This is a genomic window from Streptomyces sp. NBC_01433, assembly GCF_026340105.1.
In the GTDB taxonomy this organism is placed as follows: Bacteria; Actinomycetota; Actinomycetes; order Streptomycetales; family Streptomycetaceae; genus Streptomyces.
On the sequence record NZ_JAPEPM010000008.1, the window covers coordinates 30350 to 46806 of the forward strand.

16 protein-coding genes are annotated in these 16457 nt (G+C 71.0%); 5 read left to right on the top strand and 11 right to left on the bottom strand.

Going from position 1 to position 16457, the window contains the following annotated elements; all coding sequences use genetic code 11:
• Positions 1-65: 65 nt before the first annotated feature.
• Both OG413_RS45720 and OG413_RS45725 read left to right on the top strand, forming a co-directional pair.
• A complete protein-coding gene (locus OG413_RS45720; RefSeq protein ID WP_266815903.1) occupies positions 66-428 on the top strand; it encodes a hypothetical protein in 363 nt (120 codons plus the stop codon).
• 402 nt (positions 429-830) lie between these two features.
• Entirely contained in the window at positions 831-1850 is a 1020-nt protein-coding gene (locus tag OG413_RS45725; protein WP_266815904.1) for a hypothetical protein, read from the top strand.
• A gap of 670 nt (positions 1851-2520) precedes the next feature.
• Here OG413_RS45725 and OG413_RS45730 read toward each other — a convergent pair.
• From OG413_RS45730 to OG413_RS45740, 3 genes are all read right to left on the bottom strand, one after another.
• Positions 2521-4041, bottom strand: coding sequence for a hypothetical protein (locus OG413_RS45730; RefSeq protein ID WP_266815905.1), 1521 nt, complete (start codon positions 4039-4041; stop codon positions 2521-2523).
• 263 nt (positions 4042-4304) lie between these two features.
• Positions 4305-4673, bottom strand: coding sequence for a hypothetical protein (locus OG413_RS45735; RefSeq protein WP_266815906.1), 369 nt, complete (start codon positions 4671-4673; stop codon positions 4305-4307).
• A complete protein-coding gene (locus OG413_RS45740) occupies positions 4670-5518 on the bottom strand; it encodes a ParA family protein (protein ID WP_266815907.1) in 849 nt (282 codons plus the stop codon). The genes OG413_RS45735 and OG413_RS45740 overlap by 4 nt, the downstream gene beginning before the upstream one ends.
• 332 nt (positions 5519-5850) lie before the next feature.
• Between OG413_RS45740 and OG413_RS45745 the strand changes: the two genes are divergently transcribed.
• Both OG413_RS45745 and OG413_RS45750 read left to right on the top strand, forming a co-directional pair.
• On the top strand, positions 5851-6627 hold the full coding sequence (locus tag OG413_RS45745; RefSeq protein ID WP_266815908.1) for a hypothetical protein: 777 nt from the start codon (positions 5851-5853) through the stop codon (positions 6625-6627).
• Positions 6624-7883 carry a hypothetical protein gene (locus OG413_RS45750; RefSeq protein ID WP_266815909.1) on the top strand — a complete coding sequence of 420 codons (1260 nt, stop codon included), beginning with the start codon at positions 6624-6626 and terminating at the stop codon, positions 7881-7883. The genes OG413_RS45745 and OG413_RS45750 overlap by 4 nt, the downstream gene beginning before the upstream one ends.
• 63 nt (positions 7884-7946) lie before the next feature.
• Here OG413_RS45750 and OG413_RS45755 read toward each other — a convergent pair whose 3' ends face one another.
• Entirely contained in the window at positions 7947-8213 is a 267-nt protein-coding gene (locus OG413_RS45755; protein ID WP_266815910.1) for a hypothetical protein, read from the bottom strand.
• Between the two features lie 54 nt (positions 8214-8267).
• Positions 8268-9155 (bottom strand): hypothetical protein, encoded by an 888-nt coding sequence (locus OG413_RS45760; protein ID WP_266815911.1) that lies wholly within the window; start codon positions 9153-9155, stop codon positions 8268-8270.
• A 2061-nt stretch (positions 9156-11216) separates the two neighbouring features.
• Between OG413_RS45760 and OG413_RS45765 the strand changes: the two genes are divergently transcribed.
• Positions 11217-11597, top strand: coding sequence for a hypothetical protein (locus OG413_RS45765; RefSeq protein ID WP_266815912.1), 381 nt, complete (start codon positions 11217-11219; stop codon positions 11595-11597).
• A 151-nt stretch (positions 11598-11748) separates the two neighbouring features.
• Here the strand turns inward: OG413_RS45765 and OG413_RS45770 are convergent, their stop codons facing one another.
• The 6 genes from OG413_RS45770 to OG413_RS45795 form a co-directional block, all read right to left on the bottom strand.
• Positions 11749-12003 (bottom strand): hypothetical protein, encoded by a 255-nt coding sequence (locus OG413_RS45770; protein ID WP_266815913.1) that lies wholly within the window; start codon positions 12001-12003, stop codon positions 11749-11751.
• A 10-nt stretch (positions 12004-12013) separates the two neighbouring features.
• Positions 12014-13549, bottom strand: a complete 1536-nt coding sequence (locus OG413_RS45775) for a helix-turn-helix domain-containing protein (RefSeq protein ID WP_266815914.1) — start codon at positions 13547-13549, stop codon at positions 12014-12016.
• Positions 13546-13791 (bottom strand): hypothetical protein, encoded by a 246-nt coding sequence (locus OG413_RS45780; protein WP_266815915.1) that lies wholly within the window; start codon positions 13789-13791, stop codon positions 13546-13548. Before OG413_RS45780 ends, OG413_RS45775 begins: the two co-directional genes overlap by 4 nt.
• A gap of 235 nt (positions 13792-14026) precedes the next feature.
• The gene (locus OG413_RS45785) at positions 14027-14584 is read right to left on the bottom strand and encodes a GNAT family N-acetyltransferase (protein ID WP_266815916.1); all 558 of its coding nucleotides are present in this window, start codon (positions 14582-14584) and stop codon (positions 14027-14029) included.
• Complete coding sequence (locus OG413_RS45790) at positions 14581-15372, bottom strand: GntR family transcriptional regulator (protein ID WP_266815917.1); 792 nt, start codon at positions 15370-15372, stop codon at positions 14581-14583. Before OG413_RS45790 ends, OG413_RS45785 begins: the two co-directional genes overlap by 4 nt.
• Before the next feature lie 40 nt (positions 15373-15412).
• Positions 15413-16159: a GntR family transcriptional regulator gene (locus OG413_RS45795; protein WP_266815918.1), complete on the bottom strand. Its 747-nt coding sequence runs from the start codon at positions 16157-16159 to the stop codon at positions 15413-15415.
• Positions 16160-16457 lie beyond the last annotated feature (298 nt).

Here is a 16457-nt window from a genome sequence, read left to right on the forward strand (position 1 = left end):
TGGATGATCATGCTCGTGTGACACTTCGCGCCGTACTTTTTTCGACCGGTCCCGTTGAGCCGGACATGGAACTCCCCGATCGGGCCGCGCCCGGAGTCGAGGCCCTCGCCGAGGTGGCCGCCGAGGCGGCCTGTGCGCTGGCCGACGCGGCCGGCCCCGCCGGGTGGAACCTCGCGGCCGCCGAGGACGCGGCGGACGCCATCAACACCCTCGCCGCGGCGCTCGCCGACATCGACCCGGAGGCCGCCCGGCTCCTGGCCGCGATTCCCGCCGCGACCAAGGCCCTGCTGCGCCACTTCGGGCAGGAGCAGGAGGCCGACGCCGCCGTGTCCGCAACGGCCGCCCGGCCCTCACAGCTCCCGAAGCCGCGTCGGCGCGGTCTCGGGCCCGGGTGGCAGGGCCTCACGGACACGTCAGCGAAACGCTGACACGATGTGCGCTAGCTCAAAACATAGCCCAACCGCATTGCCGAGTTGGCTTCTGACTAGCTCGCCGTGAGGCGATCCATAAAGCTCACGCGCATAAGTCGCTGAGTAGCGATCAATTCCGCTAGCGGAAATGCGAGCCGCAAAGGTAGGTGTCTCGCTATCGGCCTCGATCTCCTGGACGTCCGGGCGGGAAGTGCGGCCGGGATCTCCCCACCCGTCCGGTTCCCAGCCGCTACCTTGAGAGTCGGCCGCCACACGTCGGCCCGACTCCGAGCCGCATCCCGCCCACGCCGGGAGCGGCAACGAGGACAAGGGGCTCCGCTTCACGTGCCGCATCGTCCCGCTGTCCGTGGTCTTCCACGGCGGGGATGCGTGGGATCTCCCGCCGATCTGGAGACGACTGTGACCACCGACAAGCAGTTCAAGCGCGCGGCCCGGGAGCTCGCCGAGCGCGAGGGAATCTCGTACACCGCAGCACGCCGCCGCCTCGCCGCCGACCCCGAGACCGCTGTCAGCGCGCCGCTGACGACCGCCCCGGCGGCCGCCGAGGACGACCAGGAGCCGACTCCCCCGCGCCTCTACCCGATCGCCCGCGCCGTGTGCGCGACCGACTGCGACGGCACGCCGCACCCGGGCGCGCTGTGCCACCCGTGGCGGCCGGAGGACTCCAAGCACGTCCGGTCCAGGGTGCGGCGGGCGGCTCAGCTACCGAACGGCCGGGCCGGGGAGATCTACCACCGGTTCGAGCCGCCGGCGCCGGGCCACCCGTACGGCTCGTTCTTCGCGCGCGACGCCACATGGCTGCTGGCCCTGGTCTACGCGATGCTCACCGACCAGCACCCCGAGCTCCGCCCCGGCCGGGCAGAACTGCGGACGGCCGTCGAGGCGGACGACCAGGCCGCGGTCGACGCGGTGATGGAGCCGCTAGACCGTGCGGCGGCCCGACTGCTGACGAAGGTGCCGGAGCGCTGGTGGGGCGAGGTGAAGCCGCAGCTGCAGGCGTACGCGGACTTCGTCGACGCCGACGACCGGGAGATCCGGTCGTGGCAGGAGGCCGACGAGCGGCACGAGATCGGCCGCCTGGTCGACAAGTGGCGCAGGGCGTGGACGGAGAGCCGGAACTACAACGGCTACATGGAGGCGCCCGGCGTGCTCTGGCTCGCCCCGAAGGGCTGGCTGGACGACCTCCTGGTCGAGCAGCACGGCGGCCACGGTGACGGCGCCCGGGTCCGCCTCGCCGACGGACGTCCCGCCATCGTGTACGCGGCGGAGTGGAGCGAGGCCGGGGCACCTGTGGCCTACCGGATCCGCGAACTCGAACCCGGACGGCACGGCAACGTCGGGAAACTCGTGCCGTCGCTCACCAGCGACGAACTGGTGCCCCGCGACCAGGTCGCGGGAGAACTCAACGACGTGGCGTAGCCCGGTGGCCGCTGGGGGCCTTCGCCGGCCCCCAGACCCCCGCTGCCCCGGCATTCTGCAGCGCGGACAGGTCTCGCGGTGGCGGAGGCCGTGCGCGCTGCAGAACACCGGGGACGTGTTCCTCTGCCGGGCCGCCCTCGGTCCGGTTGCTCGGGGGAAACTCCCGGGCTCCATCTTGCTCGGCCCCGGCCGGGCTCGCCGAAGTAGTACTTCGGCACCAACTTGCTGCCCGGTTTTCCGGCTGAGTCTGGAAACCCTCGCGGAAACTCCAGGGTGTAAAACCGCCTATAAACCAGGGTGTGTCCAGCGTGTGACAAGCCGCTCTCCGCACCCCCGTCCTGACCTGCGGGAACCTGACTGACGAGCCAATCCCACCCACGCTCATCGTCCCTCAAAGCGTGGGTGGGATTGGCTCGTCAGTCAGGAGGTCAGGACGGGGGTGCGGAGAGCGGGAGTTGCAGTTGGAGAAAGAACGGAGTGATGGTCAGAGTTTGATGGAGGAAGGGAAATAGGGGCCGGTCAGGGAAAGGGAAAGCCGGTGCCCAGGAGAAACCCAGGAGCACCGGCGAAAGCGTGGTCGAAGTGGCGGTCGGGTGGGTGTGCGGGGCGGGCGGCGGATTCAGCGGGGCGCCGGGGCCGGCACCGTGGAGCAGGCCCCGGCGAGCCCCGATCAGGCGGTCAGGCCGTCAACTCCGTCGACGTCCCGGCCGGGCGACAGGTACTCCTGCAGAGCCCGGCGACGCCACCGCCTGGCGCCTGCGGTGTAGTGCCCGTCGCGGGGGTTGGTCGCCATGTGCGCGGCGGTCAGCTCGGCGACCCAGTCGTCAACCTGGTGGTGATTCTCCAGGACGTCCAGCGCCTCGCGGATCCGCAGCCGTTCGTCTCCCTCGGCGGCCAGGCGCTTTTCGTTGAGGGCGTCCATGATGCAGATCTGCCCGACACGCAGGAAGTCGCGGTACTTCTGCCCGCCGGCCTCGATGCGGGCGGCGGCCAGCTCGGTGGTGAGCGCGCCGCCGCTGCGCCCGGCGAGCGCGGCCGCCAGGTCGGCCGTCTCCTGGCGGCGCTTCTCGTCGTAGCGGACGGTGCTCTCGGCGTACGGCTCGTCGGGGTGACGGTCGCTCAGCTCCCGGCCCTCCTGCGTCCAGTCGTAGTTCCAGGCGTCCGGGTGGCGCGGCCCCCACGTCTCGGCGAACGGGAACGGGCCGCCGGTGCCGACGCGCAGCAGGGTGGCGGCGATGCCCGCCGAGCCGCGGCCGCCGACGATCCAGCCGAGCGTCATCCAGCCGTCGGCCTCCGTCCAGACCCGCAGGTCGTAGGTCGGCGGGTGCTTCTCGCCCTGGAACCAGGTCGGCTCCGGCGTCGGCTCGGTCGAGGCCGGACGCCCCGCCGGCCAGGTGTCGAACGGCAGGCGCGGCACCACGGGCCGGTCCGGATCGGCGTCGGCCCGGTGGACCCGCGAGGGCAGGGTGCCCAGGTCGGTGGTGGAGTGCTGCCAGACCTCGGCGCGCAGGTCGCCGCAGTCCCCGCCCGCCGGGCGGGAGGGGGCACCCAGCCGGTGGGCGACCGCCGTGTCGGCCAGGAGGACGGCCTTGTCGAGGCGGTCGCACCAGGCCCGCGTCCACCAATGCGGTGTGGTGCCGGTGTGGTCCTCGCCCACGATGCCGTCCGGCACGTTGTAGACCCGCACCTCGTACGGCAGGTCCGCGCTGGGGCACATCGGATCGAGGGCGTGGGGGAAGTCGCCGGGCTCCTCCACCGACCAGCCGTTGTGGACGTAGCGCCAGAACGGTTCGTCGTTCGAGCACCAGACGAGCGGCCACAGTGCGGCGACCTCCACCCGGCCGTCGCCGCGGCGGTGCGGCACGGGCACCCGCGTGCCCTTGGCCACCACCCCGACGTCGTTGCGTACCTCGCGGATGACGACGCCGTCGGCGGCGGGCTCGGCGACGCCCCACCGCACGCCGTTGTCGCGCTGGACCATCGAGTGCCGGGCGCCCTCATCCCAGATCACCGTCACGGGCACGACGCTGTGCGCGGCGACGACGGCGGACAGGGCGGAGACCACCAGGTCGTCCCAGTCCGGGGCGGCGGGGTCGGGGGAGGCGCTGCGTAGCGCCTCGGTGTACTTCGCGCCCTCGCGGGCGGCGGCGCGGGCCTTGCGGGCCGCGGTGCTCTGCTTCTTCGGCGACATGCGTACTCCAGACCCAGCGGTCTCCCACGCTCCCGCCGGCCGTGTGTACGTCGGGGCCGATCCAGGACAGAGCAGTTGCTGAACTTCGCGGGCCCCGAGAGACCTTGACCGACGGTGTCCCGGGCGGCGTGGGCGCCGGGACGGCGGTGCACGGCAGTACGCGTCTAGCCGTACGGAAACGGTAGCGCCCCGCACTGACAGGGCGCCAGGAAACAGCGAGCGGCCCCGTGGACGGTTCCACGGGGCCGCTCGCGAGAGAGAGGTCAGGACGCTTCGGTCTGCTCCTCCTGGTCCGCCTGGACCGTCTTGGGGACCTTGGGGAGCTTCCCGGATCGCCGCAGGTAGGCGGCGTAGTGGGCGATCGCGATATCGGTGACGTCCTGCGGGCCCATGCCGGTCTCCTCACCGATCTCGGTGACCAGGTCGTCGGTCTCCAACAGGACGCGCACGTTCATCATCACGCGGGTCGGGCCGGGCTTGCGGCCGCGCCGGCGCTCCGGGCGACCGAGCTGCTTACGGCTGTTCGGCGTGACGGCGGCGCGCTTCCTCGGCGTCTTCGCGTCGTCGCCGACGTTGATGTCTTCGTCGTCGTCCGGCAGCTGCGGGTTCTCAGCGGTACGGGTGCGCGTCACGGGAGCGGAATCTCCTTCAGGAAGGTCTGGCCGAGCAGTTCGTAGGTGGCACGGATCTCGGAGGCCCGGTCGCCCTTGAACTCCTCGAGGGAGACGGAGTTGGTGTTGGCGGTCGCCAGGGACTCGATGTACTTCACCGTCGGGGCCCACACCAGCGGGCCGAAGATGTCGTGGATGGAGTCGCGCTGCTCGCGCTGGCGGACGGTGTCCTGGAACTTGTTGAGGATCACGCCGCGGATCTGCAGGTCCGGGTTGCTCAGGTGGGTGGCCGCCTTCTTCTCGATGAGGTTGCGTGCGCGGATCGCGCCCTCGATGGCGTAGACGTCCGCGTCGGTCACGATCACCGCGTCGTCCGAGGCCGCGAGAGCGAGCTGAGTGAGGTGCAGCAGGCTGGGCGGGCAGTCGATCAGCACGTAGTCGAAAGTGCTGTCGGCGCCTTCCAGGGCCTGCCGCAGCCGGAGCCAGGCGCCGCCGATCCCGGCCTCCGACATCCGGTTCTCCAGTGGCAGCCGCGCGGGCGCGATCTGGATCCGCTCGGCATAGCTGCACTTCCAGCCGATCGGCTGGAAGACCTGGCGAGCGCACCCCAGAGCCTCGTTGGGGTCCGTGTTGGCCTTGATGGCCTGGCTGATCGTCGGCTGTTTCAGCTCCGGGTCGTATCGCCAGCCGAGCATCCCGGAGCTGTTGCCCTGGGGGTCCATGTCGATGACGAGCACCCGCTTGCCCGCCTTCGCCAGGGCCTCGGCGAGTCGGGCGGTGGTGCCGGATTTCCCGACGCCCCCCTTGTTGTTCAGCAGGGCGATGCGGCGGGCGCGACGAGCATCCGCCGCTGGGCGAGCCATCATCAGTAGTCCTCCAATCCGCTCGCCCGACTCGTGCAGGCCAGCTCATAGGCTCGATGCCGGGGCGGCGGCGAGGCCGACCCGGCGTCCGGCTCGCACCGGACGGCTCGCGCGACAGCGAGCGTTACCGGTCATCATGACGGCTCTCTCCGTCTGTTGCTGACAGGCTTGACAAACAGGTATCTGAGCCGCTCAGTCGTGGTGTCTGGCATTTCCGCTAGCGGTATGGCGAGCGGATTGAGTGGCTTATGTGCTGTCCGGTTTGGATCGCACACCCGATAGCACTGTCAGCGGAATGCTGACGTTCCGAGAGTGTCAGTGGAATGCTGACGCTCATGGCGAAGGACTACGTGAAGCATCACGAGACGAAGCGGGCCGCCGAGAAGCTCCTGACGGAGCGCTACGGCGACGAGAATGACGCCCGGTACGGCGGCTCGCTGTCCCCGGAGAAGGCGATCACCTCCGTACTGGTGGCCGTCGGCGGCTACGTGCCGCACGGCCAGGAGCCGCGCGAGGTGCCGGCGGAAGACGTCCTCGCCGCGCTCTCGCAGGTGGACGAGGCCCGCCGGCACCTGGACACCATGGAGCTCAAGCTCATCAGGGCCGCCCGCACCCGCGGGGCGTCCTGGCAGAAGGTCGCCGACGCGCTCGGGCTGGGAACCCGGCAGTCCGCCGAGACCCGGGCCCTGCGCCTGGAGCGCGGCGCGCAGACCTACCGCGGCCGCGACGTCGCCTCCCAGCGCCTGGACAAGGCCCGCGACCGGGCCGAGGAGGCGTGGTGCGTGGCGCACGCGGACCGTATCCGGGAGGTCGCCGAGCAGGTCTACGACACGTCCGGCGCATGGGACCTGCAGAGCCTGGACCACGCAGGGACGCGGGCTGAGCTGCACGCGATCGGGGAGCTGCTCGCCACCGACGGCAGCCCGGCACGGCTGGCCGCCCGGCTGTCGAGCGTGCGGTACCACCTCGCCCCGTACAGCGGCGAAACGCCGAAGCCGACCGGGAAGCAGGCCGCCGCCGCCACCAAGGCCGTGGCCGCCCTGGTGGAGCTGCTCGCCGAACAGTCCGCCGCCCGCAGCCGGGTCACCTCCGTTCGCGGTGAGGCGTCGTGAGCGTCGAGGAGACAGTCGTCGACGTCGTCGACAGCAGGCTGACCGGCGCCGAGCTGCTCGCCGCGGCGGCCGCCGAGGTGACGTCCTGGCCCTCGGTGTCCGCCTCCCGGGCCCGCCAGGTGAAGTGGGTGGCGAACGAGTACACCCGCGCCCTGGCCCACGCCGAGCACCCGCTCGCCGACGACGCCGGCGTCCGCCAGGTCTTCACCGCCGAACCGGTCGACGTCTATCTGCGCCTGGCCCGCACCGGGAAGTTGCGCGTGCGGACGGCCGCCGACCCGGCCAAGGGCTCGGATCACTCCGAGCAGATCCGCCTGGAGGTCCTCAAGCTCCTGGTGACGGCGTGCGGCGCCGAGGACTTCGCCGAGCTCCCGCCGCAGCCGGACCCGCCGCGCAAGGCGCCCGTGGCCAAGCGGCCCCGCTCCCTGCTGCGCTCCCAGCTCACCGAGCTCGCCGACTCCGCCGACGCGACCACCAGCCAGCTGCGGATGCTCGCGGTCGGCGCGGTCGTCTCCGACACCGGCATCCGGGCGGGCGAGATGTGCGCCCGCACGATCGAGGACCTCTCGCCGACGCTGGAGGACCTGCGGGTGGTGCGCCGGCCGCAGGGCTGGAGCGAGGCGGAGGCGTTCACCGAGCTGCTCGCCCTGTCCGGCCTCTCCAGGGCGGCCCTCAAGCGGTGGCTGCCGGAGCGGCTGCGGCTGCTGGAGCGCGTCGGCGGCACCGCCACCGCGCTGTGGGTCTCCCTGCACGGCAATCACCAGGACGGCCAGCCGGTCCCGGCCGGGACGCCGCTGATGCCTCGCGGCCTGGCCCGTGCCTGGACCCGCGCGGTCGTCGACACGAACATCGAGATGACCGGCCAGCCCTCCTGGGAGCCGCTGCCCACGCGCATGGAGCAGCTGCGCCGGGGCGTGAAGCCGACCGCCGTCCGGGCGCCGACAGTGCCGGACGCCGAGAAGGCCGCCGTGCTCCTGGACGACGTCGCCGCCCGCGGCCGCGCCCTCGCCGAGGTGCGCCGGGCGGGCGAGGAGAACTCCACCGCCGAGCTGCAGGCCCGCGTCGCGGTCCGCCAGGCGGTGCGCGACGCGTGGGCGGAGGGCATCGAGCACACGGTGCAGCTGTCCACCCTCGCGGACGCGGGCCTGGCCGACACCGCCTCGCTCGCGGCCGCCGGCTGGGAGCCGGTGCTGCTCGCCGCGATCGACCGGGGCCAGGGCTGGGGCCGCCCCTCGAAGGCGGCCGCCGCCGGGTGAGCCCGTACGGACCGACAGCGGCGCCCCGGAGGATCGTGTCCTCCGGGGCGCCGCCGTGTTCGCTCAGGCGTCGACGTCCACGGCCTCCCGCTCCATCACCAGCGCCGTACACACGCACGCGCACCAGCAGGAGGCCCCGCCGCCCGGGTGCACGGAGAACGCCTTGCTCAGCGGCCCGCCGCAGCTGACGCACTGCGAGGCGCACCCGCACACGCCGCAGTCGGCGCACTTCATCCGGTCGCACGCCGCGCACAAGGTGTCTTGCGGGGGCGGGGTGGGGAAGCACTCGCGGCAGGTCGAGGCGGCGCAGTGCCCGCAGGTCGTCGTCACCGCCCCAGCCTCACCGCGGCGGCCAGGTCTCCGGGACCGCGACACGCCCCTCGCTCAGTCGATCGGGGGGCCGGTCTTCAGCTCCTTGCGCCGTGCGGGGAAGGGGCGGCCGCCGTTGTGCTTGCCCTCCGCCTCCTTGATGGCGGCGGCGACCGCGTCCTGGACGAACGAGGAGAGCGTCACCGTGCGGTCGGTGCCCTGCAGCGCGACGACCGTGTTCCGGAGTCGGTCGAGCAGCGCCTCGGCGATGTAGGCGGGCACCTTCTTCTTCCCGCCGGCGTCCGCCGCGGTGTCCGGCTCCGGTCCGTCGTCCGGCGCAGTGACCTGCGCGGGGAGCGCACCGAGACCGGCCAGGAGGACCGCGATGCCGCGCACCCCGCCGGACGGGGAGTTCTGCAGCCACGCCTCGCCAGTCGCCTGCACCAGCACCTCGGCGGCGTTCTCGGTGAGCACTCCGGTGCCGGCCGCCGCGATTCGGATCGGGGTGTCGTCGGCGAGCGTGTGCCACGCACGGCGCACCTGGCCCACGCTCAGCGCCGGACGGCGGTCGCCGTGGCCCAACCTGAGGGCGAAGCTGTGCACACCCGGGTGCTCGGCGAACAGCAGGCAGGGCCGCTCCTGCGGAACGACGGGTTCTTCGACGTCGAGGTGGGGCGCGTCGGGATACTGCCGCTTCGGCGGGACGGGCAGCGGCTCGCCCTTGGCGGTGCAGCTCTCGCGGACCAGGAGCTCGCGGCCGGTCGGCTTCCAGCGCAGCCACCAGCGGCCGTCGTTCGCCGACTGTCCCAGCGCGTAGTGCCACTCCCCCTCGTGGCCCGGCTCCAGTTCGCACCACGCGAACGCCTCCACCACGTTCGCGCCGACCGGACGCGATGCCAGATAGGCCAGCTCCTCCACCGTGAACGTGGTGGCCACCGAGCAGCCCTTGCGCATCATGCTCACGCGCTTCCTCCCCTTCCTCGCCGAAAACCCGAGGTCATCGTCACGCGGGACCCCGCACACGCGCGGGAGAATTCGGAAACCCGACCCCGCCCCATTACGTCTAAGCGAGCATTTCCGCTAGCGAAAATGGGAGCTGTAAAAGTCGCTTCGCGCTACCCATTCAGTTACTCGTTCAGCCAAGCGCAAAGGAAACTCGCTCAGCTATCCATTTGCTCAGCGAAACAGATAGCTCTTTCCGGCGTCAGCGATCCGCTGACACGCCGGAGGTGCCGGTTTCCGGGCCGTCCGCCAGGGCCCGGGGTGCCGGAAACCGGCAGGTGGGGTGCCGGTAGCGGGTACCTCGGTGTGCCGGTCGCCGGCAGGTCGATGTACCGGCTACCGGCACCCAGAACAGAAGTGAACCGAAAGGAACCGGAGGGAACAGAGCAGAGGCCGGCGGAGGTGCCGGTTTCCGGCAGGTCGGTGTCAGGTTCCGACCGGGGCGCTTTCAGACCCCCCGGGTCAGATTCCGACCCGGCGGGGGGTCAGTTTCCGACCCTGGGAGGGGTCAGATTCCGACCCCCAGAACTGTAGGGAACCGAAGGTGAACCGTAGGAAAGAGCTGCTGCGCGCGTGCGCGGCCCGGTCCGCGGCCGCCGCTCCGCCCCCGGCACCCCGAAGCCCTCAACGGCCGCGAGAGCGCCGAGCAGCACCCCGGCCCTCCCGGTGGGCATCCGCCGGGTGATCGTCCGGGAGAGGGCGACGCAGGCCGCTTCCCGGGCCCGCGCATCGTCGACCGCCCGGTGCGCCATCAGCCCCACCGTGCCCACATCCGGATTACGCCCCCGACCAGGAAAGCCCCAGGAAGGCCCCTGTACGGCCCGGAGAGCGCCGATCACGCGGCGGGGGCCCCGTTCCACCCCGAACCCACGAACGGCCGTCAGACGGCGATCTACGGACGCGCCACCCCGCTCTTCCAGTTGCCGGGCGAAGCCCGTCCGCTGTCCATCGGTGGAGCCGGGGCGCCTGTGGCGCCCCGGCGGAGCCGATTGGGGAAGTTGAGCCGTCCCGGAGGGACGTCATATCTCCTGACCTGCACGTACGCACTCAGGCCAGCCCCCACGGCGCGGGGCCCGTCACTACGCCGGCCACGACGATGCCGTCAGCCCGGCACCGGCCCTCACCCGAACGGGTGACGGGCCCCGCGCCCCTCTCCTCTGACCCCTAACAGGCCCTCGCGCTCTTAGAGCGGCCCTGCCGGTCGCTCGGCTGTTCGGTTGTCTGCGGCCGCGCCGTGGTTGCGGCTCCAACCTGCGCTTTCAGCGTGAGGGGGTCGGCCCGGAAAATGGCAGTGGGTCCAGTACCGGGAGGACTGGACCCACTGGGGAGAGCCGCGCAAGGGCCTGTTAGGGGAAACCACCTGATGCGCTCACCGATCCGGCGAGTTGGTGCCCACCCAGGCCGGGCCCGCCGCGGCGCTGTTCCGGGACCACCGGCCCGCCGCCCTGCCTGTCCTCCCTGACCGAGGTGATCCCCTCGGCGCTTGCGCCGGCGGACGCGGCGGAGCCGCCTCGCGAGCCCACGCGCGCTACTACCCGCAGATAGCCCTCCGGGCGTCAGCGGCGCTACGCGCCGAAGGCGCTGTCTCTGGTTCGGTACTTCGTCTAGTTAAGGATCTTCGTCTAGTTAACGCGATACGGAAAACCGCACCACCGGTGGTACGCAAAACCGTACCGCCGGAGATACGGAAAACCGTATCTCCGGGCTGACCTGCGGAAACGCTTCAATTAAGGACCCCGGGATACCCCGGGCGCGGCATGTGGATCTTCGAGTTAAGGGCGCGGGAGACCACCGCCGGGACGGCTTAACTCGAACGTTTCCCCAGGTCAGAGGCCAAGTGCGACACAGCCGTACGGCGGCCGCGCGAGCCGGGCACGGCTCCGGGCCGATGGCCGGGAGCCGGTAACTCAAGCGTTCGCGCAGCTCAGCGCACCTGAGAGGACCCCCGATCGTTGGACAGGGCACGTCGTGGACGCACGACGATGCTGCGTCCGCGAGCCGTCTCCCGGGAGGAACCTCCGCATGGCAACGACACCGGTCTACGTCCTGGTCCACCCCGACGGCCGCGCCGAGTGGGGCGACCGGATCGCCCGCGCCGAGAAGCAGCTCGGGCCGCACGGGATCGGGCGCGCGTTCCTGAGCGACGACGCACGGCTGCGGATCGCCACGTCGGACTGCGCCCTGGTCCTGCGCGACGAGTACGCCCCGAACCCCTACGCCGCGGCGATGCTCGCGCACGTCGCCGGGTTCCCGGTCCAGGCCGCCCCCGAGACCCGGGGGCCGGTGATCCTGTTCGGGTTCGACGGGCGCAACGAGTGGGACTCCACCCGGCCGTTCTCGGACGACGAGCACGGGCTCATCACGCAGGCACTGGACGTCGCGGGGTGCACCGTCGCGTCGTGATGCATAGGTGTGGGCGAGCCGTTCGAGCGCGTTCGGTCGGCGGTGCAGCCGGCGGCCGGGGTGCGTGTGCTCTGCGGGCGGACATGCCGAAGCGCCGCAGCCCGGTCCGGGCTGCGGCTGAGCGACGGCTGGAGAGGCCGCGCGGCCCCGCCTACAGCGTGTAGATCCCCCAGCGCACCAGGCGTTCCACGCCCGCGCGCAGGTCCTCGGCGGTGGAGCCGGGGACGGGGCCGGTCGCTCCGTGGACGAGCGCCTGGACGACGGCGTCGACGGTGACGTCGCCCTCCAGGACGTCCTGGAGCTGCTCCACCTTCACGTACAGCCCGAGGTCGGCCAGCGACAGGCCCGCCGCCAGGATCTCGGGCGACACCCCGACCGCCCGCGATCGTCCGTGCCGGATCGTCATCGTCGACTCCTCACGCCTGCGCCTGCGCGTACTGGGCAAGTTCGGGGTGCTCGCGCAGCAGCTCCTCGCGGATCCGCTGGCTCTCGGCAGCGTCAGCGGCCCGCTGACGCTCGCGTTCGGCGGCGGCCGCCTGCTCCTCGGCGGCCCGCTCCTCGCGCTCCTGCTGCTCGGCGTACGCCTCCTCCACCAGCTCCTGCCACTGGACATCAGCGCGGCGCTGACGCTCGGCGTCCTCGGCGGCGAACTTGGCGGCGAGACGATCGGTCGCCGCCTTCATCTCCTCGCGGCAGGTGGCGCACAGGCCGTCCTCCGGGCGCTCGCCCTTGCCCGGCTTCTCGCAGTCCGGCCCCTCACACGTCCACCACTGCGGGGCCGGCCCCCGGTCCTTGCGCTGGTCGGGCACCCGGCCCGCACGGTGATCGGCCTTGCGGTCGATCCGGCGCTCGATGCACTTCGGGCAGGCGTCGTTCATGTGGAGCGTGGTGCCGTCCTCGCACATCGGGTCCGGGCAGTCCGTCGACGGGCGGACCAGGCCGACCGCGACGCCGACCGGCGTGTCGATGCCCTTGCCGCCGGGCAGCAGGGCGTCCGAGTAGCCGTGCAGCGACCACCGCCGCTGGACCCGCTCCACCAGCTGCTGCGGCGAGCGCCCGAAGTCCAGCGCCTCGAGGACCGCGTCGCGGATGACGTCCGGGCGGTACTTCGGCAGCAGCGCGGCGAGCTCGGCGGGCCAGGCCGCCTCCACCGTCGCCACCGCGGCCGCCTGCTCCCGGGTCATCCGGACCCCCGCCTTGCCCGCCTTCTTCGCAGGCGCCTTCTTCGCGGGTGCCTTCTTCCGGGGCGGCTTCGCGCCGGCGGGTGCGGCGGAGCTCCCCGGCTCACCGTGACCCCGCCCGGCCGGAGCGGCCTCACCGCTCTTGCCGTGTTCCGGAGACGGCGCGGGAGCAGGAGCATCCTGGCCCTGGCCTGCGGAACCGCGCGGCTTGCTGGCCTTGGCCGCCGCCTTCGTCGCCGCGGCCGCCGCCTTCTGCTCGGCGGCCCGCGCCGCCTTCCGCTCCGCCTTCTCGGCGGCGTAGAACTCCTTCAGCGAGGCCCAGCCCTTCCAGTGGGCCGGAGGCTCCTCGTGGACGGTGTAGACGTTGCGGCGACGGCTGTTGTTGTGGCCGTACCGCTTCTCCTCCACCTCCACCAGCTCCAGCTTCACCAGCAGCTTGACCAGGGGCGGGACGGACGCCTTACGGCTGTAGCCCATCAGCTTGGCCAGCGTCTTCTGGTGCGGCCACACCAGCTGGTCGTCCCGCTCGGAGCTCACGTGCGCGAGCATCAGGCAGTACAGCCGGAACGCCGGGTGCGACAGCTCCGTCATCAGCAAGACCCACTGCGGGGTCATCGCGAACGGGAAGCGCGAGCGCCGGCCCCGGCGGAATTCCACCGGCGGGCCGTCGAGCTCGTCGAGGTCGTCCTCGGTAAGGTCGGCGACAGCCTCTTCGGCATCCTCCGGGACGCCGTCCGCCCACAGCTCGTTCTCGTCGTGGAAGTCGCTCACAGCGCACCCCCCGCGAGAACCGGGGCGCGGCCCGCGAAGGCGGGCTCGTGAAACAGGGGCATGTTGGTCATGAGCTGGGTGTACTCGCCAAAGCGGACACCCCCGCGAGCGCGGACTTCGGTCCCGGCCGGGGTGGGGAATCCCACGGAGAAACGTCGGCCGAACCGGTCAAAACGCGCCGTAGTGACCTTGACGGATGAAGCGTCGGGCTGGTTAGCCCCGACGGTCTTGCGTACGCTCATAGAGAGCGGCCTCCACCTCTACTGGAGAGCTTCGACTGGCCGGGGGTGAGAGCCCGACCCGTCCGTACAGGGCCCCGTCCTTTGACGGGGCTTCTTGCGTTCCGCAGCCAGTGAGAGTGGATAGCTACGACACGCGCTCGAACATCTTCCTCTTCCTACATGCCAGCCCAACGGCTGAACACGGGTTTTCGTTGCTGAGGCCCGGGTTTCCCATGTGACGGGCAGGGTTCTCTGTTCACGTCCCGTCAGGCGGGACGGTGGCCGTCAACGTCTGGTCGTCGAAGTCGTACTCAGCAGGGCGAGCGGGGCGTTGAGCGGCCCATCCCGAGACCACCGTCGGGTCGGTGGACGTCCGGACGTGACGGAAGCCCTGCCCGAGGTAGTACGCCTGCAGCTGCGTGTTCGTCGTCCAGGCGTCGAGCCGGAGCCAGGTGGCACCCTGGTTCGACGCCTGGTCACCGGCCCAGTTCAAGAGGCGGGGGCCGAGGCCGGCACCCGCGTACTTCCGGTCCACGGTCAGCTTGTGGACGTACAGGGCCGACTCGGCGCGCTCCTCCGGAGTCCAGAGGCGTTCGTCGGCGTCGCGATCGAGGGTGATGGTCGCGGCGGCGTCGGCGGCCTGGTGCTCCTTGAGGAGGAAGACCTCCCCGGCCCTGATGCTGGCCATGATGTGCTCGGCGGGAAACGGCTTCGCCCACTGGTCGGTGCCCAGGGAGCTCAGCCACAGCGCCGTATCGGTTCGGAACTTCAGCAGACGCGGCACGTCCGCCAGTTCGGCACGTACGAGGATCAAGAGTCGGTCGCCTCTCCGGGCAGCGGGTACTTGTCCCGCTCGAAGACGATCACGTGGCGGTCGGCGGCGAGAATGTTGACCGTCACCTGCACCGGCACGTCGTCGCGGTCGAATGTGGTCACGATGTGCTCGATCACCCAGGTCCCGGACTGCAGCTTGAGGCGCTCCACCTCGGCAGCCTTCGGAGGCCGGACGTAGATCTCATCCAGCGCCTTGACGAGCTCCCTGCCGAGGTCAGCCAGCACCTGGTTGGTTCCACGAGCGACATCGGCCTCGCTCATCCAGTCGCTGCCTTCGACCAGGGCCAGGGGTACGTACGAGTCGTTCAGGTTGTAGATCTCGCCCTCGATGCTCCTGGTCCGGAGCCGGGCGGCGACTTCCTCGCCCTCGGCGAGCTGCAGTCGGCCGCGGATCGCTTCGTCGGGGATCTCGGTCGTGATGTCGATCTCTTGGCTTCCCACCCGACCCTCGGCGGAGAGCAGGTTGGTGAAGATGTCGACGTTCGGCGGGAGCCGCTTGAACTCCTGCTGCGGGCGGTAGACCAAGGGCTTCCACTCGCGAACGAACACCCCGGAGCCCTGCTTGCCGACGACGACGCCCTCCGCCTTGAGGAGGGCGACGACGCGGGCGATGGCCTGCCCGCTGATCTCGTAGTGGGCCGCGAGCAGGCGGGTGGAGGGCAGCTTGCTGCCCGGCGGGAACTCCCCCGCGTCAATGCGAGACCGCAGATCAGCGGCGATCACATTGATACGCGGGGTCGTGTCGTGTGGAGGACGGCTTTTCGTCATGGCCGAACCTTAGCTCAACTTCTCATGAGAAGTTAGGGCCTCAGTCCTGTGTTCGCGTGTAGCTGTAGGTGCTCCATCGGTCGCCGGCGCTCATGTACTCGCCGTACTCGATGACCCCGCCCTCGGCGTCCCGCGTCGTGTTGCGGCCCACGATCAACGCGGCTCCTTCGGCGAGACCGAGTGCTTCAGCCTCTTCGGCCGTCGCGTTCTTCGCGCCGATCTGGTCCTGGCCCTCGATCCAGGACCGTCCGGTCGCCTGCTCGATCGCGCCCGGCGTACCGCCCGGGATCCGCTCCGCCTCGAGCAGAGACGGCACCGCGTCGGCCAACTCGGCATGGAACCAGCTGACCGAGGAGCTGACGGGGCCGTCCTCGTTGTGGGTCACGCGATGACGCCGGATCGCCTGCGCCCCTTCGGCGATCCCCAGGGCTTCGGCGACGTGGGCGGGCGCCGGGGCGAGGCCGGCGGACTTGATGACGGCGTACTGACCGGGCGGGTAGATCCGTCCGGTCTTGGTCATCGTCCGCAGCCGATCGGCCGGGGAGTGGTGGAGGCTGGCACGGGCTCGGACCACGGTGCCGATGCCCTGGAGAGACTCAACCAGCCCCTCGGAGCGGAGCGAGGCGAGGACCTTGGTCGCGGTCGCGCGAGAGATTCCCCAGTCCTCGGCGATCTGCCGTTCGCTCGGAACGGTGTCCCCCTCGGCGAGTTCTCCCCCGACGATGCGTGCGCGCAGGTCGTTCACCACCTGCATGTAAGGCGGAATTGGACGGTCAATCTCAGGCATAACGGGACTCTCCTCCATGACTGGCTTAGGCCACTGCCAGGTTAGCGGCTCGTCTACTTGACGGTGGATTGTGGCATAGGCCACCGTAGACCCACCACCGGACGGGTGTGCCGGGCACGACGCACCCGAACGACTTCTCATGAGAAGTAGTTGACGGAGGCGGACGGTAGCCCTAACGTCTTCCTCAGCGCACTTCTCATAAGAAGTGAGGCGAGATTCCCATGTCATCAGACCGGGGGCACCGCCATGCCAAAAACGGCCGCAAAAACGGGCTGGTAACCACCGCGCGATTCGTCGT

What these genes read in the sequence shown, in the direction of transcription:
- OG413_RS45780 (WP_266815915.1), bottom strand. Translation starts at nt 13,791, where the DNA reads ATGAGCGTACGCAAGACCGTCGGGGCTAACCAGCCCGACGCTTCATCC.
- OG413_RS45790 (WP_266815917.1), bottom strand. Translation starts at nt 15,372, where the DNA reads ATGACGAAAAGCCGTCCTCCACACGACACGACCCCGCGTATCAATGTG.
- OG413_RS45765 (WP_266815912.1), top strand. Translation starts at nt 11,217, where the DNA reads ATGGCAACGACACCGGTCTACGTCCTGGTCCACCCCGACGGCCGCGCC.
- OG413_RS45795 (WP_266815918.1), bottom strand. Translation starts at nt 16,159, where the DNA reads ATGCCTGAGATTGACCGTCCAATTCCGCCTTACATGCAGGTGGTGAAC.
- OG413_RS45730 (WP_266815905.1), bottom strand. Translation starts at nt 4,041, where the DNA reads ATGTCGCCGAAGAAGCAGAGCACCGCGGCCCGCAAGGCCCGCGCCGCC.
- OG413_RS45740 (WP_266815907.1), bottom strand. Translation starts at nt 5,518, where the DNA reads ATGATGGCTCGCCCAGCGGCGGATGCTCGTCGCGCCCGCCGCATCGCC.
- OG413_RS45770 (WP_266815913.1), bottom strand. Translation starts at nt 12,003, where the DNA reads ATGACGATCCGGCACGGACGATCGCGGGCGGTCGGGGTGTCGCCCGAG.
- OG413_RS45720 (WP_266815903.1), top strand. Translation starts at nt 66, where the DNA reads ATGGAACTCCCCGATCGGGCCGCGCCCGGAGTCGAGGCCCTCGCCGAG.
- OG413_RS45745 (WP_266815908.1), top strand. Translation starts at nt 5,851, where the DNA reads ATGGCGAAGGACTACGTGAAGCATCACGAGACGAAGCGGGCCGCCGAG.